This is a genomic window from Metabacillus mesotrionivorans (genome assembly GCF_052171315.1).
GTDB lineage: Bacteria > Bacillota > Bacilli > Bacillales > Bacillaceae > Bacillus_P.
The window spans coordinates 155,985-176,724 of the sequence record NZ_JBQMFF010000002.1; the positions used below are offsets into that span (position 1 = coordinate 155,985).

22 protein-coding genes and 1 riboswitch are annotated in these 20,740 nt (G+C 45.1%); of the genes, 3 read left to right on the top strand and 19 right to left on the bottom strand.

Going from position 1 to position 20,740, the window contains the following annotated elements; genetic code table 11:
• Positions 1–13 precede the first annotated feature (13 nt).
• The 17 genes from ACTSEZ_RS05700 to ACTSEZ_RS05780 all read right to left on the bottom strand — a co-directional run bounded on the left by ACTSEZ_RS05700 (position 14) and on the right by ACTSEZ_RS05780 (position 16,107).
• Positions 14–802: a nucleotidyltransferase domain-containing protein gene (locus ACTSEZ_RS05700; protein ID WP_369733214.1), complete on the bottom strand. Its 789-nt coding sequence runs from the start codon at positions 800–802 to the stop codon at positions 14–16.
• A gap of 104 nt (positions 803–906) precedes the next feature.
• Positions 907–1,431: an SRPBCC domain-containing protein gene (locus ACTSEZ_RS05705; RefSeq protein ID WP_369733215.1), complete on the bottom strand. Its 525-nt coding sequence runs from the start codon at positions 1,429–1,431 to the stop codon at positions 907–909.
• A gap of 124 nt (positions 1,432–1,555) precedes the next feature.
• Positions 1,556–2,833, bottom strand: coding sequence for an MFS transporter (locus ACTSEZ_RS05710; protein ID WP_369733216.1), 1,278 nt, complete (start codon positions 2,831–2,833; stop codon positions 1,556–1,558).
• Positions 2,834–3,038: 205 nt separating this feature from the next.
• Entirely contained in the window at positions 3,039–3,449 is a 411-nt protein-coding gene (locus ACTSEZ_RS05715) for a bifunctional adenosylcobinamide kinase/adenosylcobinamide-phosphate guanylyltransferase (RefSeq protein WP_369733217.1), read from the bottom strand.
• Positions 3,395–4,012 (bottom strand): histidine phosphatase family protein, encoded by a 618-nt coding sequence (locus ACTSEZ_RS05720; RefSeq protein WP_369733218.1) that lies wholly within the window; start codon positions 4,010–4,012, stop codon positions 3,395–3,397. The genes ACTSEZ_RS05715 and ACTSEZ_RS05720 overlap by 55 nt, the downstream gene beginning before the upstream one ends.
• Entirely contained in the window at positions 3,964–4,722 is a 759-nt protein-coding gene (cobS, locus tag ACTSEZ_RS05725; protein WP_369733219.1) for an adenosylcobinamide-GDP ribazoletransferase, read from the bottom strand. The genes ACTSEZ_RS05720 and cobS overlap by 49 nt, the downstream gene beginning before the upstream one ends.
• Positions 4,719–5,276 carry a bifunctional adenosylcobinamide kinase/adenosylcobinamide-phosphate guanylyltransferase gene (locus ACTSEZ_RS05730; protein ID WP_369733220.1) on the bottom strand — a complete coding sequence of 186 codons (558 nt, stop codon included), beginning with the start codon at positions 5,274–5,276 and terminating at the stop codon, positions 4,719–4,721. The genes cobS and ACTSEZ_RS05730 overlap by 4 nt, the downstream gene beginning before the upstream one ends.
• On the bottom strand, positions 5,270–6,325 hold the full coding sequence (locus tag ACTSEZ_RS05735; RefSeq protein ID WP_369733221.1) for a threonine-phosphate decarboxylase: 1,056 nt from the start codon (positions 6,323–6,325) through the stop codon (positions 5,270–5,272). Before ACTSEZ_RS05735 ends, ACTSEZ_RS05730 begins: the two co-directional genes overlap by 7 nt.
• Entirely contained in the window at positions 6,303–7,289 is a 987-nt protein-coding gene (cbiB, locus tag ACTSEZ_RS05740) for an adenosylcobinamide-phosphate synthase CbiB (protein WP_369733222.1), read from the bottom strand. The genes ACTSEZ_RS05735 and cbiB overlap by 23 nt, the downstream gene beginning before the upstream one ends.
• Positions 7,273–8,583: an ABC transporter ATP-binding protein gene (locus ACTSEZ_RS05745; RefSeq protein ID WP_369733223.1), complete on the bottom strand. Its 1,311-nt coding sequence runs from the start codon at positions 8,581–8,583 to the stop codon at positions 7,273–7,275. Before ACTSEZ_RS05745 ends, cbiB begins: the two co-directional genes overlap by 17 nt.
• 16 nt (positions 8,584–8,599) lie before the next feature.
• Positions 8,600–9,661: a FecCD family ABC transporter permease gene (locus ACTSEZ_RS05750; protein WP_369733224.1), complete on the bottom strand. Its 1,062-nt coding sequence runs from the start codon at positions 9,659–9,661 to the stop codon at positions 8,600–8,602.
• Entirely contained in the window at positions 9,624–10,598 is a 975-nt protein-coding gene (locus ACTSEZ_RS05755; protein ID WP_369733225.1) for an ABC transporter substrate-binding protein, read from the bottom strand. The genes ACTSEZ_RS05750 and ACTSEZ_RS05755 overlap by 38 nt, the downstream gene beginning before the upstream one ends.
• A gap of 31 nt (positions 10,599–10,629) precedes the next feature.
• Positions 10,630–11,679, bottom strand: a complete 1,050-nt coding sequence (cobT, locus tag ACTSEZ_RS05760; RefSeq protein WP_369733226.1) for a nicotinate-nucleotide--dimethylbenzimidazole phosphoribosyltransferase — start codon at positions 11,677–11,679, stop codon at positions 10,630–10,632.
• A 4-nt stretch (positions 11,680–11,683) separates the two neighbouring features.
• Complete coding sequence (locus tag ACTSEZ_RS05765) at positions 11,684–13,201, bottom strand: cobyric acid synthase (protein ID WP_369733227.1); 1,518 nt, start codon at positions 13,199–13,201, stop codon at positions 11,684–11,686.
• Positions 13,185–13,727 (bottom strand): cob(I)yrinic acid a,c-diamide adenosyltransferase, encoded by a 543-nt coding sequence (locus ACTSEZ_RS05770; protein ID WP_369734059.1) that lies wholly within the window; start codon positions 13,725–13,727, stop codon positions 13,185–13,187. The genes ACTSEZ_RS05765 and ACTSEZ_RS05770 overlap by 17 nt, the downstream gene beginning before the upstream one ends.
• A gap of 128 nt (positions 13,728–13,855) precedes the next feature.
• Positions 13,856–14,038: riboswitch (cobalamin riboswitch) on the bottom strand.
• 34 nt (positions 14,039–14,072) lie between these two features.
• Positions 14,073–14,771 (bottom strand): Dph6-related ATP pyrophosphatase, encoded by a 699-nt coding sequence (locus tag ACTSEZ_RS05775; protein ID WP_369733228.1) that lies wholly within the window; start codon positions 14,769–14,771, stop codon positions 14,073–14,075.
• Positions 14,772–14,856: 85 nt separating this feature from the next.
• Complete coding sequence (locus ACTSEZ_RS05780) at positions 14,857–16,107, bottom strand: M20 family metallo-hydrolase (RefSeq protein WP_369733229.1); 1,251 nt, start codon at positions 16,105–16,107, stop codon at positions 14,857–14,859.
• Positions 16,108–16,307: 200 nt separating this feature from the next.
• On the opposite strand from ACTSEZ_RS05780, the gene ACTSEZ_RS05785 reads away from it, so the two are divergent.
• Positions 16,308–16,580 (top strand): hypothetical protein, encoded by a 273-nt coding sequence (locus ACTSEZ_RS05785; RefSeq protein WP_369733230.1) that lies wholly within the window; start codon positions 16,308–16,310, stop codon positions 16,578–16,580.
• A gap of 109 nt (positions 16,581–16,689) precedes the next feature.
• Positions 16,690–17,139 (top strand): cupredoxin domain-containing protein, encoded by a 450-nt coding sequence (locus ACTSEZ_RS05790; RefSeq protein ID WP_369733231.1) that lies wholly within the window; start codon positions 16,690–16,692, stop codon positions 17,137–17,139.
• 402 nt (positions 17,140–17,541) lie between these two features.
• Here ACTSEZ_RS05790 and ACTSEZ_RS05795 read toward each other — a convergent pair whose 3' ends face one another.
• Positions 17,542–18,495, bottom strand: coding sequence for a YybI family spore inner coat protein (locus ACTSEZ_RS05795; RefSeq protein ID WP_369733232.1), 954 nt, complete (start codon positions 18,493–18,495; stop codon positions 17,542–17,544).
• A gap of 97 nt (positions 18,496–18,592) precedes the next feature.
• Here ACTSEZ_RS05795 and ACTSEZ_RS05800 point away from each other — a divergent pair, with 97 nt between their 5' ends.
• Positions 18,593–19,714: an NAD(P)/FAD-dependent oxidoreductase gene (locus ACTSEZ_RS05800; protein WP_369733233.1), complete on the top strand. Its 1,122-nt coding sequence runs from the start codon at positions 18,593–18,595 to the stop codon at positions 19,712–19,714.
• 88 nt (positions 19,715–19,802) lie between these two features.
• On the opposite strand, the gene ACTSEZ_RS05805 is transcribed toward ACTSEZ_RS05800, so the two are convergent.
• Positions 19,803–20,588, bottom strand: coding sequence for a phosphatidate cytidylyltransferase (locus ACTSEZ_RS05805; protein WP_369733234.1), 786 nt, complete (start codon positions 20,586–20,588; stop codon positions 19,803–19,805).
• Between the last annotated feature and the right edge of the window lie 152 nt (positions 20,589–20,740).

The following is a 20,740-nucleotide window of genomic DNA, read 5'->3' on the forward strand; positions in this document are numbered from 1 at the left end:
TTAAAGGAGCTCTTCATTGCTTATCCCAAACTTCTTTCAGCATATCCCTGAAAAGTTCATTCAATTGTGCAGTGGGATCCTTCTTAACTGTCCTCCATTGTTCTGCAGCAATCTTCAGCCGGGTTATTTCTGCATCAAGGAACGAATTAATCACATCTATTCTAGGTTCTTTATCAAGTTCGTCTCCCTTTATTTTTCTTGCAAGCAGGATAAGTATCTCCTGCTTAAGCGGACCTTCCGGCAGCAATTCAAGAAGAGTCTGGAATTCCATCGGCGGAAATTCATTCTTTTCTTCAATCCATTTGGCTGCAAGCACCGGGCGAAGCACATAAAAGTATTTTTTGATTTTAACGGTGCTTCCCTGCAAATAATCCCTGTAGTTCCCGCTTGCCATATTCAAATAATGATACATCGCAGACTGCGGGGTAAAAACGCTGTCCTGAATTTCAGCCATGCGATCAAGGGCTGAAAAAGCACGATAGTAGACAATCGGAGACTTCATCCATTCCATGAGCGGCGGATTGGATTTTCTGAATAGCTTCAGTGCTTTTGTCAGATCCCACCCTGAAACATCAAGCAGATCATTGATGGGTCTTTCTATCACATCACGGTTGGAACCGACTCCGACCGGGTCAATGCTCAAGTAATGCTCTGGTTTGTGTATGTAGAGAAACCGCACGTCATAATCGCTGTCCTTTGAAGGAAATCCCCATGCTCTGCTGCCTGATTCACAGGCGTAAAGGATTTTAACGTCATTTGTTTCCTCTATATCATGTAAAATCTCAAGAATCTGTTCTCTCATTGCTGTTTCTCCTTATTTGTTTTTATTTGTTTTGTGATAAGTATACACCTTATAAGGAAAGGAATGGAAACAAAAAAAGCCGCCGCAGCAGCTTTTCTAACGGTTTATTTCAATGTAGCGAGCAACTCGTCAAGACACTCAAATTGTGATGACATTCCTTCTACTACGCCCATTTCTGTCACCTTTTTAAGTTCTTCCTCAGTTGCAAATTCAGATTTGACGACTAGTTTTGTTGTGTCACCAAAATCTTCAAAAACCATCGTAATCACCATTTCCGGCATTTGCTCTGAAACCGCGCCTGTTTCATCTGAAAATGCATCCACATAGACAATTTTCTCAGGGACCGAGATTTCTTTGTAGGTTGCAATTCCCCATGATTCCATGCCGTAAAAGTCACCCTGGTCTTTGTCTTCGCAGCGCATGCAGTAATGCCAGACGCCGCCAGGCTCAAATTCAAACCGTTTGTTTGCAGTACTCCATCCTTTTGGCCCCCACCAGGCTGCAAGCAGATCAGGTTCGGCGTATGCTCTGAAAACAAGTTCTCTTGGAGCTTGAAACATTCTCTCAATAATAAGCTCTTTTCCCTCAACTCTTGAGACAACTGAAGCCGCACTCTTATTTACTGACATGGAAATTCCTCCTTTTTGTTGCATACCCTACTGTCATTCGAGCTGCATAAACGAATTCCTGCACCAAATTTAATGGACCAAATAAAAAAACTCTCCATTTTCAGAGAGTTTTTGAAAGGATGAATCAGCTTTCTTTTACTTGAACGGTCTGCTGGGCAATCACGTTCTCATCCTTCAATTTGAACAGCGGCATGATCAGCATCGTCCCAAGCAGGAACAAAACGCCGGATACGGTATATACGCCTGAAAGGCTCAGCGGAGTTTTCAGGAGACCCGACAGCGACATGCCTGCGACCATCATTCCCATAAAGAGCGGATTGAGAACCCCATTGACACGGCCGACAAATGCTTCATCTGTATTTTTTAGGATCAGCGTGTTGATGCCTATGTGAATACACGGGAAGAAAAATCCGTTAAGCAGCTGCAGGCCGATTGTAAGCGGAAAGCTTGTGGACCAGCCGATGCTGATGGTGAAAATCATGCTTGAGAAAATACCTAAAGCAAGCAGCTTTTGCGGTGAGATCTTCTTTGAGAAGGCAATGACAATTCCCCCTCCGGCAAGCATCCCGATTCCATTGGCCATAATCAGCCACTGCAGGTAGTCTTTCGTCAGACCGAGATTTTCAATCGTAATAAAAATCATCAGCGGCGAAATCAAGCCGACAGCAAGACCGCAAACCGCAAATACTCCGCCCATTGTCGTCAGAACTTTTTTGCCGATGACATAGCGGAATCCGTCTGCAAGTTCCTTTTTAAAGCTTGTTTCGTCATCTGATTTGACTTTTTCAAGATCGCGGGGCAAAAACGTCAGAACAGCAGCGGATAGGAGAAACATAACGCCCATTACAATAATGGATGTGTAAATGCCGTAAGACTGGTACACAATTGTTCCAATGACAGGTCCGATTACCATGAAAACAGCCATCAATGACTGGAAAATGGCCATTGCCGACTGCAGCTGGTCTTCAGGAACGTGCTGCTTGAGCAGTCTCATCGCTGAAGGCATTGAGAATTGTGACAGAATGGCAGATACGAGCGTTGCAAAGAAAATCGCGTGCCATGACCCGTATACAAGAGTTAATAAAACAACAAAGATCGATACGGCGGACAGCACGTCACACCAGACCATCGTCAGTTTCGGTTTCCATCTGTCAGCAAACGTTCCGCCGATGATGGAAAAAATGAAGATCGGTGCAAACTCGGCAATGGAAATAAGCGACACATAGACAGGATCGTTATTCGTAAGCTCTGTTACATACAGTAAAATGGCAAAGTTCCGTATCCAGATTCCGAGCTGCAGCAGGAAGTTGGATCCCATGATCGCAAGAACGATCCGGTTTTTGAATAAATTTCCTGAAGGCGTGCCTTTTGCCGGCATGGCTTCAGTCAAACTGTTTTCCATACATATCATGCCTTTCAAGCTTAATGTAAGTCTTTTACATGATTTCCGTTTCTGCAGAAGCTAAGACAAGTGACGTCATACTTATTCGTGCTCCGGTCTTTATCCCCTTTAAGAATTTATAAAGAATAATCACAATGAAGATTATATACGAAACTCATAACGTTTAGATACTAAATTTTTCAAAATAAAAAAAGGGACAAAGCCCTTATTTTACCTTCTTTACAAGTCCATGCCACACGCTGTGAATATGCGTGCATACGGCAGCGGCATCCTGCTGGATCCATCCGGTTACATCTCTCAGATGTCTTTCTTTCTCAGAGACCGGCACAATCCCTTTACCGACTTCAAGCATGATGATAATGGTTTCCTGTTTCCGTTCAAGCAGTTCATTTAAAAATCCGCTGTATTGTGTTCTAACTGCCTTTAAGTCGGTCAGATCCTCTTTCTCAATCCATTGTTCAAAGCCTTCAAGAACAAGAGGACCATCTTCGGCCTTTTTCCAATCAGACATATGGTTCCCGCTGTAAGCCGTAATCCATGCTGCATGGGGCCATCTGCTTTTCACATATGCTCTTTTCCCGCTATAGGCTCCTCCGATAATGAGATGCACGTCCATCCCTCCTCCCTTTCTTCAGCATTTATAATGACTGCTTTACCAAATGGTGCTGAGATGTGCCAAAAATCCGGAGTGTTCAGAAAAGAAGAGGCAATCTGTCTGATCACTCCTCCGTGTGTGACGATTGCTGCAGTATCCAGTTCTCCTTCAAGAAGTTCTTCTAAAAAAGACGATACTCTCTCCTGAAATGAAATACCTGTTTCTCCGCCTGGAGGGCCGGTGCTTTCCCAGTTGTCGAGCCAGGAGGAATATATGCTGCAATGTTTCAGCTCTTCATACGTCCTCCCTTCCCACTCCCCGAAATGGAGTTCTCTGAGGCGGGCATCATATGTTACCTGCTGGCTGGGAAAAAGAAAGGCTGCTGTTTCCCGGCATCTGAGGAGGTCGCTTGAATACACCTTTAGAGTGCCGTATTGATGCAGAACATTTTTTAATGGAAAATAGTCATCCAGAGAACGGCTATTCACCGGAATATCGCTGTGTCCTAAATACTTTCTTTCAGCATTCCATTGCGTCAAACCATGCCGAATAAGAAAAAGCTGTACAGTACGCCCAGATTCCAAATTTCTGCCCCCTCAATAGAGGCACCTGCAGTGTCTCCGTTTATTCCGTCAAACTGCTTTTGTGACCACCGGCCGAAAAGAAAACAAAAGAGAATTTGCAGCAGAAACATCAGGCCGACTATCCAATTGAACGCCATAAATGGAAGGAGCCAGCATGCGGCAATGATTAGTTCTTTCATTGAAAGATGCTGTTTCCAGAAGGATGCCATTCCGCCAGTCTGAAAAGCTTTAAACCCATACAGATGCATTAGGACCTGATATCTCGACAGCATGGGAATGACAATCAGATACATGCCTGTTTGGTCCAGGGGAAGCAAATTGTGCACAATCACCAGTTTCCAGCCCAATAAAAAAATCACGGCCAGCACGGCAAAACTGCCTGCACGTGAATCTTTTAAAATCTCTCTCTTCTTCTCGACATCACCATTTGATCCCGCTGCGTCTGCAACATCCATGACGCCATCAAGATGAAGGCCGCCTGATAAGTAAACCCAGACACTGATCAGCAGGAGCGCCAACATGGAAGCTGGCAGGATATCATTCAGCAGCTGAAAAAGCACAAACATGCAGGCTCCTATGACAAGCCCTGAAGCAGGAAAAAAACGCAAAGCCCACTTTAGTGTTTTTACATCCGTGCCGCATTCAATCCTGAGCGGTATTCTCGTCAAAAACTGCAGAGCGAGAATTCCACCATGAAAGACTTGTTTCATTGATTATTTCCTCCCCAGATCCCTTCAGGGTATTGACCATCTTTTTTCCAGACAACCGGCAGGCCGCATAGGACTTCATAAACATCATCCGCTGCAAGGACGGCTAGTTTATGAACCGACTCAAGACATTGAATATAGTGATCTATTCCTTTGTTTTTTAAGGGAATTCCTTCATTTACATCATTTGATACTAGATACAGATTAAGGTTCTTTCTTTTAGAAATGCTCAGCAGGTTGTTGAAACGGGCTGCTGTCTCCTCAATAGACAAGTGCTCTGAAAACATGACATTGCTTGTCCAGACCGTCAGACAGTCAATTAAAACAACAGCTGAATCAGGAAGATTTCCGGCTGCCAGGTCTATGTGCAGCGGCTCTTCAATCGTGATCCACATGTTTCCTCTGTCCAGCTGATGAATGGAAATGCGTTTTGGCATTTCGCTTTTCCTTGCAGTGGCCATATAAAATGGCTTCCTGTCCCCTGCAGCATCCGCTGCCAGTTGTTCTGCGAGCCTGCTTTTTCCTGACCGGGCTCCTCCTGAAATAAATGTCAACATGCGGTATTTCTCCATTTTCTTAACGCTTTAAGCAAAATCATGTTTTCCTCTCTCGTCCTTACAGCAAGCCGAAGAGCGCTCCCTTCAATCAGCGGAAAATTAACCGTGTGCCTTGCCAGTATTCCTTCTCCTGCAAGAAACAGAAGAAGCGGTTCATGATCTTGAAGAAGCGGATCTCGGAGCAAATAGAAATTTACTTCTGTATCAGACACCTGAAACTTTATCTCCAAGAGTTCACCTCTTAAAAACTGCCATTCCTCCCTCAGCCATTCTTTTGCTGCAATCAGGAAGTCCTTTGTTTCCGGCAGCGCATGTATGACGGAAAGCGCCGCAGAATTGACGCTCCAAGGGACTGAAAGGGACGCAAGCTTTCGTATGATATGCTCTTGTGCAAGCACATAACCAAACCTGATGCCGGGAATGGCAAAGATTTTGGTCAGTGACCTCAAGAGGATGAGGTTTGGAAATGCTCCCAGTAAATGAGCAAGACTAGAGTCCGAAAAATGGACAAAAGCTTCATCAACGACTATGTATTGACCAGCTTGTTTTGCTGTTTCAAGCAATCTGACAATCTTTTCTTCAGGAAGCATCTCTCCTGTAGGATTGTTTGGGCGGCATAGAAAAAACAGATCTGTCTCGATAGCTTCCGAATCTTTTAGATCCTCATAGCTGCAGTGGTTTATGTGAAGCTGATGGATCCGGCATGCCCGCTCATACTCGCTGAAGGCCGGCTGAAAGATACCGGCACGTTTCCTTTTAAACAACTGTGCAACTAAAAAAATAGCTTCCGCACCGCCGTTAGTAAGCCAAATGTTTTCCATCTTCACGCCTTCAAAAGCAGCCAGAATGCCCCGTTCCTCTATATAAGCAGGATCGGGATATACTGTGCTTTTTAGAAGGCTTTTCTGCATGGACAACAGGACGGTGTCAGGGATGCCAAGCGGGTTTAGATTGGCGCTGAAATCAAGCATGTTACTTCCCGCTTCAATTCCTTTCATTGTCAGCAGATTCTGAATGGCAGATGAATTACCCCCATGCTGCGGCCACATAGTACATCCTCCTTAACATGAACAAGCAAAGATAGATTGCAAGAAACACAATCCAGGCGCCGTTCATAATATGTATTGATTGTTTGATATGGACGGGTAATAGACTTGACTGTGCATCACCGAGCTTTGCACGATGTGAAACCGCTCCTGAATACGTATTTGCTCCCCCAAGCTGAATGCCAAGCAGTCCTGCAGTCATCGCCTCCGGCCAGCCGCTGTTTGGACTTGGATGCTTTTTGGCATCCCTCCGTGTCACCTGCCAGCCATATCTTCTTTTCATTCCCCTGATAAAAAAACTGCCTACCCACATGCATAAGGCGCAAAGCCTTGCAGGAAAAAGATTCATAAGATCATCAAGTCTTGCAGAACCAAAGCCAAAATCATGGTATCGCTCATTTTTGTAGCCAACCATAGAATCCAGTGTATTTACTGCCCTGTAGGCAAGGGCAAGCGGTGCTCCGCCAACAATAGCGAATACAAGAGGACTTATGATAGCGTCCACTGTATTTTCCGCTACTGTTTCCACAGCTCCCCTTGTGATTTCACCGGAGGGCAAATCGGCGGTATCTCTTCCCACGATCTCGCTCAGTTTTTTTCGCGCTTCTGAAAGATTGCCTGCAGCAAGAGGCGTGTAAACCTCCAGTGCAGCTTTCTTAAGTCCTTTGATCGCCAAAGTTGTAGAAATCAAATAAACCTCTGCACACAAGCCTCCTGCGTAGTGGATGGAATAAAGCCACTTTAAAATCAATAATGAAGGGATAAAAACCGCTGCCGGCAGACAAACGGCAAGCACTATTCCTTTTATTTTTCTCCGGTCGCCTTTATTAAGACTCCCTTCTGCTATACGAATCACTTTTCCGAAAAAAATGACCGGATGAGGCAGCCATTTTGGATCGCCGATGATTAAGTCCAGCAGCACACTCCCTGCCGCCAGTAATAGAGTATGTTCAGCAAATGGCTGCAAGGGAATTCTCCAGTCTTTTCAGAGTTTTTATGATCAGCGCATCAGCAGCCTGCATGACGGAAGGATCATCCGGTGTGCTGCCGCTGTAAGAACCTGCAGCAAGATCAGGCTTTGCGTCCGGAAACAGTCTTGTTATCCCCGCATTCATCTTAAGGGTGAGGTTCATAAGACCGCAGTCAGTGATTGCAGCATCTGTTAAAAGGGCAGCAGTCAGCATGCTGCCCGAATAGGAAACGATCATGTAAAACGTGTGCATCGAATCATTTTTGATAAAGTGATCAGGGACCCTTTTGTGATTGCAGATGAAAATGTTGTTTCCAAGTGACCACAGGAAAAGCTGTCCGGCTGTTTCTTTCTGACCGGCGCTTACTTCCAGTCGGCTGGACCAGTGCAGGCCGCTGCCGTTTGGCCCTGCTGTCAGCATTCGAAATGGCTGTTCCATCGTAATGATTGAAGGGTTTCCCTGTTCAATATGCAGCGCTGAAAGCAAATCGCTCTGTTTTCCTTGCAGATAATCCGGCGATAAAGTAATATGCTGCTTTGGAGCGGCCGGATGAGACGAAAAGTGAAGAGAAAGGTCATAAACGTCAGAGAACGTTTGCTCATTTTCTTTTTTCAGTCCAGCGTAGCAACCTGCAAGCATACCCCGGTCCAGCAAGGCAATTTGATCCGCATAAAGCGAGGCAAGATTCAAGTCATGAAGGATGGCCAGGATGGTCAGATTCATTTCCTTCTGCAGGGTTTTCAGAAGTTCAAGAAGCTCTTTTGTATGTTTCATATCCAGATGGTTTGTCGGCTCATCGAGCAGCAGAAGCTCAGGCTCCTGTGCGAGAGCTTTTGCAAGAAGCACACGCTGCTTTTCTCCGCCGCTTAACGCCTGAAAAGGTCTTTTTCTGTACTGCCAGACAGCCGTCTGTTTCATCGCTTTTTCAGCAGCTTTCCTGTCTGCATCAGAATGTTCTTTAAAAAACATGCCTTTTTGATGAGGGTATCTCCCTAGCATCACGATTTCCTCTGCTGTAAAATCAAGCCCTGATTGATTTTCCTGCGTCATGACGGCTGTTTTTCTGGCAAGTTCTTTTTGCGAGTAGGATGAAAGCTTTTTTCCATCTAAAATGATGTGGCCATTGTTTACAGGCAGCGCTCCCATGATTAAACGAATCACCGTCGTCTTCCCGCTGCCGTTTGGTCCTGCCAGCGCCAGGAAATCACCTTTCTTAATGGTGAAGGAAAGATCATGGATGACTGTTTTTTTTGCATCATAGCCTCCTGAAAGGTTTATCACTTGCAGCATAGTGCCTCCTCCTTTCTCATCCGTGCTTTTGTTTCCGGTTTTTCACCAGCAAAAAAGTAAAGATCGGTGAGCCGATCAGGGCTGTGATCACACCGATTGGCAGCTCCTTCGGTGAAATGATGGATCTTGCAAGCAAATCTGCAAGCACCAGATATCCGCCGCCAACCAGCATAGACAGCGGGAGAACGTGCCGGTGGTTTGGCCCTGCAAGCAGTCTCACGAGATGAGGAATGACAAGACCGACAAAGCTGATGGCTCCGGAAACCGCAACGGCGCTCCCTGTAAGAATCGACGCGGCTATTAGAATGATTGTTTTCTTCCTTTTTACATTCATTCCTGCAAACTGTGCCGACTGCTCGCCAAGTGCCAAATTGTTCAGTTCCCTGTAATGATAGAGGATCATCAGTGCGCCTATTACAAAAAAGGGGAAAATCAGCTGGACATGTCCCCATCCTCTCATAGAGACACTTCCCATGATCCAATAGAGAATTTGACTGATGTCCTCACGCGGAACGAGAGCAATCAGCAGTGAGATAAAGGCGCTGATAAAAGAAGAGACAATAATGCCTGCAAGGATAATGGTTTCATTCGTCAGCTTTCCGCTTGCAAGCTGTGTGAGAGCAAAAACAATGAGCAGGGTAATCATGCCGAAAAGGACAGCAATTACCGGGAGCGTGTAACTGCCTAAGAATGTCAGCTGAATCTGGAAAAAGATAATGATGACTGCCCCAAGCGAAGCACCTGAAGATACACCGATTGTATACGGGTCTGCAAGCGGGTTCTGCAGCAGCCCCTGGAAAGCGGCTCCCGCCAAAGATAGGGAGGCTCCAACAAAAAAGGCAAGCATCACCCTTGAAAACCTGATTTCCCAAATAATCATTTCTGTGCTCTGCCCTCCGTCATACAGCGGTACATGAAAGATCTTGCCGGCAAGAATAGTTATAATATCAGGGACGGTCACTTGTACCGCCCCAGCCAAAACTCCTAACAGGATGCTGCATGCTGCAAAGCAGACAGCACCAATCAATAAGAGCCATTTTTTATTTTTTGAAGATGTCTGGATAGATAAGTCTGCCAAGCTCTTCAGCTCCATCCGCAAGACGCGGTCCCGGACGGGTAACCAGGTCACTGTTTACATCAAATACCTGTTTCGACTGAACGGCTTTAATGGAGTTCCACCCGCTTCTTGAAAGGACTTGCTCTGCCGGGTTTTCAACATAGTAGCCATACGTTGTGATGATGGTGTCCGGATTGCTGCTGATGATTTTCTCCTCATCCATTTTGACCCAGCCTTCTTCAGAAGCCGCGACGTTCTCTGCGCCGATCATTTCTAGCATTTCGTTCATGAAGGTTCCTTTGCCAGTCGTGTAGATTTCAGGCTGAGGCGATACTTCAATCCAGACGCGTTTTGGCTTTTTTACTTCTTTGGCTTTTTCTTTTATGGAAGCAACCTTCTCCTCCATGTCCTTTATGATCCTGTCTGCCTGATCCAGCGTGTCTGTTGCTTTTCCAATTGTTCTGATTGCCGTGTAAACCTGATCAAATGAAGTTTGTGAACCGACGATAAAAACCTTTATGCCGGCAGCTTCAAACTGCTTGATGATTTCGCCGTGATTTTGTGCATGGTACTCCTGCAGAAGAGCAAGGTCAGGCTGAAGGGCAATGATTTTTTCTGCATTCAAGTCCTGAGCACCGACTTTTTCTATTTTTGCAGCTTCTTCCGGGTAATTGTCATAGTCGGAAACTCCGGCAATTTCATCCTGAAGTCCAAGAGCAAAAAGGATTTCCGTCGTGCTCGGAAGCAGGGACACGATTTTCTCCGGCTTTTCTTCAAGCGTTATTTCGTTTCCTGCATCATCTGTGACCGTAACTGGGTAGGAGGCATCTTGTTTTTCAGCCTGTTCTGTCTGACCGCTTGCAGGCTTTGTTGGATCTCCCTGTGCACATCCTGTGAGGATGCCTGCAAGAAGCATCAGGATAAGGCTTATTCGGGTAAAATATGTAGTCGATTTCATAGATTTATTCCGCCTTTATTTGACTTTTTTCTTAACTGTGTTCTTTTGAAACACCTGCTGCATCAAATGTCGCCATTTCTTTTATCATGTCTGAAGCTGCCTGGACAAAAGGAAAGACAAGAACAGCTCCAGTCCCTTCCCCAAGCCGAAGACCCATTGATACAAGCGGTTTTTTTCCGAGTTTGTTCAAAATCAGGAGATGACCGGGTTCAACGGATAAGTGGCCGGCAATCATATAGTCTTTTGCATGTTCACATATGTGTGCAGCTAAAAGGGCTGATGTGGTGCATATAAAACCGTCCAGGAGCACAGGGATTCTGCGGTAAGCAGCATACAGCATGGCTCCTGTCATGGCGCCGATTTCAAATCCTCCAACCTTTGAAAGAACATCGATCGGGTCACTTGGATCCGGCCTGTGTAGTTCGAGGGCCCTGCGGATGATTTCAGACTTGAAGGCAATTTGCTTCGACTTAATTCCTGTGCCTCTTCCAGTCAGATGTTCAGGCTTGATTCCGGTCAGTGCAGCTGCTATGGCGCTGCTTGACGTTGTGTTGCCAATGCCCATTTCACCGAGAATCAGCAGCTTTGCACCCTTTTCAATGGTTTCTTCCGCAAGACTCATTCCCATTTGAATGCTCCTTAGTGCATCTTTTCGCGACATAGCAGGTTCAGCTGCGAAATTTTTAGTACCGTATCCGATTTTCTCCGCTCTGACACCGGGTATATCTGTTTTGACGCCTGCGTCTACGATTTCAAGAAACCCTTTTACACGCTTTGTGAACACATTAATCGCAGCTCCGCCCGTTAAGAAATTCCTGACCATTTGCCCTGTTACTTCCTGGGGATAAGCAGAGATGCCTTCTTCAGCAATCCCATGGTCCGCTGCAAAGACAATCACGCCTGGAGGGGAAATATCGGGTTTTACCTCTCCCGTCATTTCAGCCAGTTGAACAGCCAATCGCTCTATTTCTCCTAAACTGTTTACGGGTTTAGTCAGCGTTTGTATATAGGCTTCTGCCTCCTGTCCTTTCGCTTTGTTTACTGGTTTAATTGCATCAATAATCTGATAAACATCTATCATTTTTTCACCTCCTTTTCATGATTTCATAGATTTTATCTAAATCCAGTGCAGCTCTTACATGATCTGCAAGTCTGTCAAATTCTCTTTTTTTCAATTCGCGAAAGAAGAGCGAGCGCTCAATCGGCTGCAGCCCTTTCTTGCTGCGGAGCCTGTTCAAAAAGCGCCATCTGAATGCATCATTGTGAAACACATCGTGCAAGTAGGTTCCCGTTGCGTTTTCTTTTGCGTACCCTTCACCGGTCCCTTTTTGGATTGAAAATGGTGATGGGTCATCTAACAGCAAAGTTTGTCCCATGTGTATCTCGTAACCTGAAAGCGTTAGATCCTCATATCCGGGGACAGCACAAGATCCTTCCGTCTGAACGGTTTTCTTATCCGCATACAGGACAGTTGAAACAGGGAAAATGGCAAGCCCGTCCTGTTCTCTAATGCCGGATTCAACGCCTTCTGGATCAAACAGTTTTTCTCCCATCATCTGATACCCGCCGCATATCCCCACGATCTGGCTGCCAATTTTATAGGCTGCCTGCACTCTATTAAATAATCCAGTTTCCTTTAGAAATCGCAAATCTTCAGCTGTATTTTTACTGCCTGGAAGAATAATTAGATCCGGCCGGCCAAATTCTGATGCTTTTCGGACAAAGCGGATATTCACATCAGGTTCCAGTCTCAGAGGATCAATGTCCGTAAAATTAGACAGTCTTGGGTATGAAAGAACGGCGACATCCAAATCTCCTTCAAGATTTGTGCCTCGGGAGTACTGATTGAGGACGAGGGAATCTTCACCATCGATTTCAAGATCTGATATAAACGGGATAACACCAACTACAGGTATTCCTGTGTACTCTTCAAACCATTGGAGCCCCGGTTCAAGCAGGGCAAAATCTCCCCTGAATTTATTGATAACAACTCCGGCAACCCGTTTTCGGTCTTTTTCCTGAAGGAGCTGAAGCGTTCCGACAAGGCTTGCGAAAACACCCCCTCTATCAATGTCTCCCACTAGTAAAACAGGTGCATCTGCAATCTCTGCAACGCGCATGTTGACGAGCTCCCTGTCATTTAAATTGACTTCAGCAGGTGAACCTGCCCCTTCGATTACAACCGCGTCATAGTTCGTCAGCAGCTTGTGCAACGATTTTTTAATCGCTTCAAGACCAAGGCTGAAAAAGTCTTCCCGGTAGACTGCGGTGTTCATGACAGCAAATGGTCTGCCGTGAAAAACGATCTGGGATTCCATCTCTCCTGAAGGTTTAATTAAAATCGGGTTCATATCCGTGTCAGCTTCAATTCCTGCTGCTTCAGCCTGAACTCCCTGGGCTCTGCCGATTTCTTTGCCGTCTTTTGTTATGTATGAGTTCAGTGCCATGTTCTGTGATTTAAAGGGAGCGGTTTTATACCCGTCCTGCCTGAAAATCCTGCACAGTGCGGTTGACAGAATGCTTTTGCCTGCATCCGAATGAGTCCCCTGAATCATGAGTCTGAGCGCCTTTTTCTTCCCATTTTCTTTAATATTCAATTCCATATATGGCGTCGACACCTTCATCGTAATAATGCTTTTCAACGTCGATCACAGAGACGAGATCAGCTATTTCCCTGATTTCTCTTTTGGCGTTTCTGCCTGTCAGGACAAGGTGGACATGAAGAGGACGGTTTTGAATGGTCAAAATGACGTCTTCAAGAGGAAGAACATCGTCCACAGGAAAGGTCTGAATGGCAAGGGCATTGTTGATTTCATCAAGAATGACAACATCGCTTTCCCCGCTCAGAATGGTTTCTTTTGCTGTTATCCAAGCCTGTTTTAAAGCTTCCCGGTGAATCTCAGGTGTTTTGGTCCAGGTAAATCCGGCACCGAGCTGCTGAATACTGACTCCGGGCAAAGCATTTAAAATTGTTCTCTCACCGTATGTCCGCTCAGGAGATTTAATAAATTGCAGAATGGAAACGGTCATTTGTCTTCCGGCAGCCCGCACAGCAAGACCGATTGCAGCTGTCGTTTTTCCTTTTCCATTGCCTGTGTAGACAAGCACTCTTCCTTTTTCGTTTTTCATCGCCATATATCCATCTCCCATCTTTTTAACCAATATAAAAAGGCCCTGACTGAAGACAGTCAAGGCCTAAATAAGCATAGTGAAGTAACGCATACAGGGGTCCTGACTCGTTCTTCCCACCGAAAAACAAGCAAAAATCAATTAAAGCAGGTCTCCTGGCTTTGCGCTTCATCTTGATCCTGAGCCTTCCCGACATTAGAGTCAGTGGCAATTCAGTTTAATCTGCGCTTACAGTAGCGGGGGCTGCGCCGGATTTCCACCGGCTTCCCTATTATCCTGAGTATTCAGGCACTTTAAAAGAATCATATTTTTTGTTCATTGTAATCTATAAAACTGGAAAAGTCATCAAGATTTTTTTAAATTTGTCGTTTTTTCTCTTAATTTGGTTTTCTCAAGCTCAAGTCTCTTTGTCGTTTCCAGCTGAAGAACGTTCCCGAACGTAATGTCGATTTTTTTTGTAAACAGCGGCCCGTCGTAGACGAAAGTATGGTATTCACCAGCCTCTCCCATCGGACAGATGTCTGTATTTAAAGCGCGGTCGATGAATGGCTGATTAACCTCCATTCCGAGCCAGGATGGATCGAGTTTGTCATCCCTTACTCTGATTACAGCTGCTTTATATCCGCTGACTGCAAACTGCTGAAGTGCAAGTATGGCGTTCTCTTTTTCCATCCATAAAGGGTAAAGCGGTTCAAGACCTGCTTCGGCCGAAGCTTTTTCTCCCCACTCCCGGTGCTCGTCCAAATAAAGATCGCCGAAAGCAACAGCTGTAAGGGAGTATTGCTCCTTCAACTCTTTCAGCGCACCGATAAAGTGATCCGTATAGCTTTCATAGGTGCATGATATAAAATGCACTGGTATTTCAAGCGCAAGACTTTGCTGTTTGATCGCATCTATTTTCTCTCCGTGCCCGAATGTTCTTCCAGTTTCAGCCGGAACCGTCGTTATAAGGCATGCGATTTCATGCCCCTCGGCTGCAAGTTTATGAAGGGCCATGCATCCGTCTTTCCCTCCGCTCCAGGATACAGCTGTTTTCTTTTTCAATTCCATCCACCATCCCATCAAGAGTATAGCCTTGATTATGATGGGTTCAGAATGTTTAGTCAAAAAGAAAAATAGACTGCTTTGTTTATTTCACTGCCATTTTTAAGGCTGTCCTGTATAGAAGTTCGGTTCCGAGCGAAATATCTTCCATCGTTGAAAACTCTTTCGGATTATGGCTGATGCCGTCCTTGCAGCGGACAAAAATCATCCCGTAGTCACATTCATAAGACATCGCGAGCGCATCATGAAAGGGTCCGCTCATCAGTTCAGGCGCATTCAGACCGATCTCGTTGCTTGCTGCCCTCATAATTTCCATAATGTCTTCCGAGCAATACCGCGGTTCACTGTTTGTGTCTTCAGATAAGATATATGTCAGTCCGTGATCCTCGCAGATCAGATGCAGCCGTTTTCTCAACTGATTCTCTATGATATTTCTTCTTTCCATTTGAATATCCCTGAGGTCCACCGTAAACATCACTTTTTCAGGTATGATGTTCCGTGAATCAGGAAAAACCTTTAAGCTCCCGACGGTTCCGACAGTAGGTGCAGATGGATCTTCTGAAGCGAGATCATTCAGGGCAACGATGACCTTTGCCGCTCCCACTAAAGCATCCTGTCTCATATGCATTGGCACAGATCCGGCATGGCCTGCAAAGCCTTCAAGCTCAACTGTCAGCCACAATGGGCCAGAGATGCCCGTTACAATGCCAATGGGCGCATCCTTAGACTCAAGAACCGGTCCCTGTTCAATGTGCAGCTCAAGATAGGCTGAAATGCTTCCGGGAGCGTACTCTGACTCCTTAAAGCGCTCGGGATCACATCCGAAGGAAATTAGTGCATCCCGCCGTGTTACACCGTTTTTATCTTTCCGGTCAAGTTCTCCCTCTTCAAGTTTGCCGAGTATCCCTCTGACGCCAAATAACCCTTTATTAAAGCGTGCTCCCTCTTCATCGCAAAAAGCAGCAACTTCGATTGGCATTTCGGGAATAAACGAGTTCTCCTGCAATGTCTGAACGGCTTCGATTGCCCCAAGAACACCGATGACTCCATCAAATCTTCCGCCATACGGCTGTGAATCAATATGGGACCCGAGCATAAGGACAGGTGCTTCAGCTTTTTTTCCCTCGAGCCTGCCAATCAGATTTCCAAAGTGATCTATCCGTGCGGTAAGGCCTGCTTCCTCCATCCAGCCTTTGACTGTTTCAACTGCAAGTTTATCTTCCTTTGACAAGGCAAGCCTCGAAACCCCGGTTTCGCCAATCTTTCCGATTTCGGCGAGTGTATGAATTCTTTCTTCTAATCGGGTTTTATTGATGGTCAGTGTCTGTTCAGGCATGTATGATCCTCCTGTAAAAGTAATAGAATATTCTGTCTTTATACTATAGGAAAATGGAGCTCATTTCATTTTTCTAAATGTAAAAGGATTCAATTGAAGTTCTTACACTTTGTCCATTTCTACCGTTCTATTGTGCTTTTCAGATGAAACCGATAAACTAAAAGAGATAACCAATATCGGCCACTGGAGGTCTTTTTTTCATGAAAGCAAGGTATGAGCTTGATAAAATGCAAATAACGTTAAGCAATGTGACGCTGAGGCATTTTGCGGACAGTTATGTTCTGCTTAAAGCAGCAGATGATAATAAAAATGAAGTGACAATCAAACTCTCACACGAACAGGCTGATTTCCTCGAAGCTGAATTCAGAGAGCTGAACCGCAGGAGAAGAACATACTCTGAAGCTGATCGGGAAATGGATGAGGAAGAAGATGCATATAATTTGTTTTCACCGGAATTTTTAACAGAAGATTAACAAAAAGGATGTCTGCTGCGAGACATCCTTTTTTGCGCTTAAAAAACAGCAGACAAGTTTCCCCCGGACGGGCATATAGTATGGTAAGTACTGCTCTGGGAGGGAAACTATGAAATTTATCGTCATAAAAAAGAAATGGATTGTGATTGCTGCTGTTTTGTTTGCTCTCATTGGCTCCGGAAGCTGGTTTTATCTGAATCAGGATGCAGCTGAGGTCCTTTCCGCACAGCATACAGATGAGAAGGCAGAAATCCATATGGTGACCGGAGAATTCACATCCAAAACTGAAGACGGGCGAAAGATTGAGGCATACCGTTTTGATCCAGGCTCCATTACGATTCAGAAAGGTGAAAACGTTACGTTGACCATCCACGGAGTAAACGGCGCGGAGCATCCCTTCAGGATTGAAGGAACAGACATAAAAGGCGTGGTTAAAAAAGGTGAAAAAGCGGTCATTCCTTTAAAATTTGATGAAGAAGGAACGTACCGTCTAATTTGTGATACGCATTCCCGCCATGGCCAGGGTGCGCCGATGATTGCTTATATTGTTGTGGATTAATACAGCGCAAAAGAGAGCTGAGAAAACTTCAGCTCTCTTTTTTTACCATGCGAACGTCCGGTTCCGATTGTAATGTGAATTTATAAACTGCTGTCATGAAAGGGTGGTTTAGGAGCACAAACTCGGTTGCAGACCGTCATGTAAGTGCTGTAAAACTGGTAACAACAGAAACTCGGGTGTAGAACTTCACGTAAGTGTAGCAAAGCTGGTTTAACAGCACAAACTCAAGTGCAGAAAGTCACGTAAGTGCTGCAAACATGGTTTAACAACATAAACTTAGGTGCAGAGAGCCTCGTAAGTGCTGCAAAGCTGGTTTAACAACACAAACTCGGGTACAGGAAGCCACGTAAGTGCTGCAACCTTTATCTTTCTCCCGAAGCTAAACAGCAGATTCCCCATTTCTTATGTTTCTTCCCCAAACACAGCAATGCTCTGCCGGTCTGTTTTAAAAGATGTGCCATCCCATTTCAGAACATTCATCATGTAGCCCAGACCATCAGCGCTGTATCTGCCTGCAATGTTCTGATAGGTGTCCAGTTCGAAAATGCCATCACGTTCAAAATCGACAGGGTACAGTCCTGAAAGCGGGGCGACCCACCCTTCAACCGGCTCTTTCAGTGTCCCGTCCCTGTTATAGATTTCGCTCAAATACTCTTTTCCTTTATACTGGAGATCGAGCAGATACTTTTTCGGGGGATTTGCGCTTGTCACCCTTGCTTTAAACTGATCAAGGTAAGTAACGGTATAGGTGTTTGATTTGTTGAACGATTCATCATCAAATATCAGTTTATATTGTCCTTTTTCATAAGTGTATATATAAGCATAAATGAGGCCTCCGCTTCCTCCGGTATTAATGATGACGAGGATATCGTCTTTTTTATCTCCCGTAAAATCTCCTAAAAATACGGTCGGGTCATATCCTGCATTTTCTTTGAGCGGGATCTTCTCAACCTGCCCAGTTGCTCCGTTTCTAATTTGAAGAGTGATGTTCTGCAGAAATGGGCTGTCAGGAGTCTGTGATGCCGTCAAAAAAACGGTATCCTGTATGCCGTCGCCTGTGACATCCCCGACTGCCTCTGCAGCAACAAATCTTGCATCTTCTATATAAAAATCCTTGAAATAGCTGCTTCTTCCCCTAAAGTGTCCTGCTGGAAACCAGCCTTGGGCTCCATGTTTCATTATAAGCACATAATCTTCTTGTTGGAGTCTGTAGGCGGCTGCCACCTCCAGAGCATAGTCGCCATCAAAATCAGCAGCGAGCACCGCCTTGCGCATCGCAGGTTCTGTTATTTCAAGCACATAAGCACCTGCAGGCAAAAATGGTAAAATAATCGCAGTATAGTCAGCTTGATACATACTGCACCCCGCTTTCATCAGATTTGATACTTTATCCTATGCTCTTTTATAATGAGATAGGTACATAAGTGGAAATGACGCAAAGGATGAGATTCATATGAAAAAGATAGTTGTGATCGGTGCCGGCATTTTGGGTGCTTCGGCAGCTTATCATTTAACAAAGCTTGGAGCGCAAGTGACTGTAATCGACCGGAAAGACGCAGGTCAGGCGACAGGTGCAGCTGCCGGGATTGTCTGCCCCTGGGTTTCGCAAAGACGCAATAAAGCCTGGTATCAGCTTGTCAAAAAGGGCGCCAGCTATTACCCCGAGCTGATTAGTACGCTCAGGCAGGACGGTGAAACCAGCACTGGCTATAAGCGGGTCGGCGCTCTCATTCTTCAGCAGGACCCGGAAAAAATTGAAAAAATCATGGTGCGTACGGAAAAAAGAAAACAGGATGCTCCAGAAATTGGAGACATTACACCGATGACGAAAGAAGAAACAAAAGAAATGTTCCCTCTCCTGTCAGATGAGTATCTATCTGTTCTTGTAGAAGGAGCCGCACGGGTAGATGGCAGAGCTTTGAGGGATGCGTTAATCCGTGCTGCCCGGAAAAATGGTGCAGAGCTGATAGAAGGCGAAGCGGCCCTTATTTTTCAGCGTGGCCGGGTTTCAGGTGCCAGTGTGAATGGAAAAGAAATTGAAGCGGATGAAGTCATTGTCTGTGCGGGTGCCTGGGCAAATGAGTTGCTTCAGCCTCTTGGCATCCATTTTCAGGTTACCTATCAGAAAGCACAGATTGCTCATTTTAAAATGGAAACCGAGCAGACTTCAGACTGGCCGGTTCTTATGCCCCCTGCCAATCATTATCTTCTGGCATTTGATGATGGAAGGATTGTGGCAGGCGCCACACATGAGGACGATGTGAACGGCTATGATACGCGAGTGACAGCGGGAGGAATGCTTGATGTCTTTTCTAAAGCCGTGAATGTCGCTCCAGGACTTGAAGAAGGCACATTTCTTGAAGCAAGAACCGGGTTCAGACCGTTCACACCAGGGTTTTTGCCTGTTATCGGGCGGATTCCTAACTGGACTGGTCTCATTGCTGCAAATGGTTTAGGCGCATCCGGACTGACGATGGGTCCTTACCTTGGACTTGAGCTTGCAAGACTTGCACTTGGTTTAGAACCCGACATCGATTTAGCTGATTATCCGGTTACGGGTGCATTGGGAGAGTAAAGCTAAAACATATTACTCTTCCATTAAAAAATCCCCCAAAAAGTCAAACTCGACTTCTTGGGGGATTTCTATTTTTATAATGTTTTTTTTAGATCAGTCCAACCAGCTTCAACCCGATGAAAACAAAGATCCAGCTGTCAAGACGATCCAGAATACCGCCATGACCCGGCAATAGCTTTCCGGAATCCTTCACTTTAAAGTGGCGTTTCAAAGCAGATTCGACGAGATCTCCTACCTGACCGGCAATGGACACGACGAAAATCAGCATAAGCGTTTCTCCGTAAGAAGCAAAAGGATGGAAACTTGCCTGCATTACCAAACCTATAATCAGAGCAATGATAATTCCTCCGACAGACCCTTCAATGGTTTTATTCGGGCTCACATTTGGCGCAAGTTTTCGTTTGCCGAATTTTCTCCCGACGAAATACGCTCCTGAATCCGTTGCCCAGATAGAAATCAGTACGGCGAGGGTCCATATTAAGCCTTCATCAATTCTTGCCTCAGCTAAAAACACAAATCCAAATCCGATATACAGGACACCAATCAGGAGCGTGCCTGCTTTTTCAATGGAATATTCAATGTTAAAGATTGTTGAGGTTAAGAAAAACAATACCAGTGCCAGCAGCACTTTAATCTGAATGATTTCAAATGTCACATTCAGAAACGGCAGCAGCGGCAGGAACAAAAGGATAATCCCGATAATTCCCACAAAATACTTCGTGCCGTACTTTCTGATTTTTATTATGGTCGTTAATTCATGAAAGGCGATAATGGCCAAAATCAGTGCCAAATAAGTAAACCAGAATGCCCCTACATAAAAGGGAATCATGAACAGAATTAAGATAATGATGCCTGTAATCACACGTTCTTTCATTCTTTGCTACACTTCCTTATCTTTTTTTCCATTAATTGATTGTACTATAAAGAAAGGAAAAACGAAAAACAATTCTTTGAAAAGGTGATTTTAATTCAATTTTCATAAATAATCATGCTGCCAGACCAATGAAAAAAACATGCAAGTGGCTC

Coding starts and splice junctions, on each gene's coding strand:
- ACTSEZ_RS05700 (WP_369733214.1), bottom strand. CDS start 802: ATGAGAGAACAGATTCTTGAGATTTTACATGATATAGAGGAAACAAAT.
- ACTSEZ_RS05705 (WP_369733215.1), bottom strand. CDS start 1,431: ATGTCAGTAAATAAGAGTGCGGCTTCAGTTGTCTCAAGAGTTGAGGGA.
- ACTSEZ_RS05710 (WP_369733216.1), bottom strand. CDS start 2,833: ATGGAAAACAGTTTGACTGAAGCCATGCCGGCAAAAGGCACGCCTTCA.
- ACTSEZ_RS05715 (WP_369733217.1), bottom strand. CDS start 3,449: ATGGACGTGCATCTCATTATCGGAGGAGCCTATAGCGGGAAAAGAGCA.
- cobS (WP_369733219.1), bottom strand. CDS start 4,722: ATGAAACAAGTCTTTCATGGTGGAATTCTCGCTCTGCAGTTTTTGACG.
- ACTSEZ_RS05730 (WP_369733220.1), bottom strand. CDS start 5,276: ATGTTGACATTTATTTCAGGAGGAGCCCGGTCAGGAAAAAGCAGGCTC.
- ACTSEZ_RS05735 (WP_369733221.1), bottom strand. CDS start 6,325: ATGTGGCCGCAGCATGGGGGTAATTCATCTGCCATTCAGAATCTGCTG.
- ACTSEZ_RS05745 (WP_369733223.1), bottom strand. CDS start 8,583: ATGCTGCAAGTGATAAACCTTTCAGGAGGCTATGATGCAAAAAAAACA.
- ACTSEZ_RS05755 (WP_369733225.1), bottom strand. CDS start 10,598: ATGAAATCGACTACATATTTTACCCGAATAAGCCTTATCCTGATGCTT.
- cobT (WP_369733226.1), bottom strand. CDS start 11,679: ATGATAGATGTTTATCAGATTATTGATGCAATTAAACCAGTAAACAAA.
- ACTSEZ_RS05765 (WP_369733227.1), bottom strand. CDS start 13,201: ATGGAATTGAATATTAAAGAAAATGGGAAGAAAAAGGCGCTCAGACTC.
- ACTSEZ_RS05770 (WP_369734059.1), bottom strand. CDS start 13,727: ATGAAAAACGAAAAAGGAAGAGTGCTTGTCTACACAGGCAATGGAAAA.
- ACTSEZ_RS05780 (WP_369733229.1), bottom strand. CDS start 16,107: ATGCCTGAACAGACACTGACCATCAATAAAACCCGATTAGAAGAAAGA.
- ACTSEZ_RS05785 (WP_369733230.1), top strand. CDS start 16,308: ATGAAAGCAAGGTATGAGCTTGATAAAATGCAAATAACGTTAAGCAAT.
- ACTSEZ_RS05790 (WP_369733231.1), top strand. CDS start 16,690: ATGAAATTTATCGTCATAAAAAAGAAATGGATTGTGATTGCTGCTGTT.
- ACTSEZ_RS05795 (WP_369733232.1), bottom strand. CDS start 18,495: ATGTATCAAGCTGACTATACTGCGATTATTTTACCATTTTTGCCTGCA.
- ACTSEZ_RS05800 (WP_369733233.1), top strand. CDS start 18,593: ATGAAAAAGATAGTTGTGATCGGTGCCGGCATTTTGGGTGCTTCGGCA.
- ACTSEZ_RS05805 (WP_369733234.1), bottom strand. CDS start 20,588: ATGAAAGAACGTGTGATTACAGGCATCATTATCTTAATTCTGTTCATG.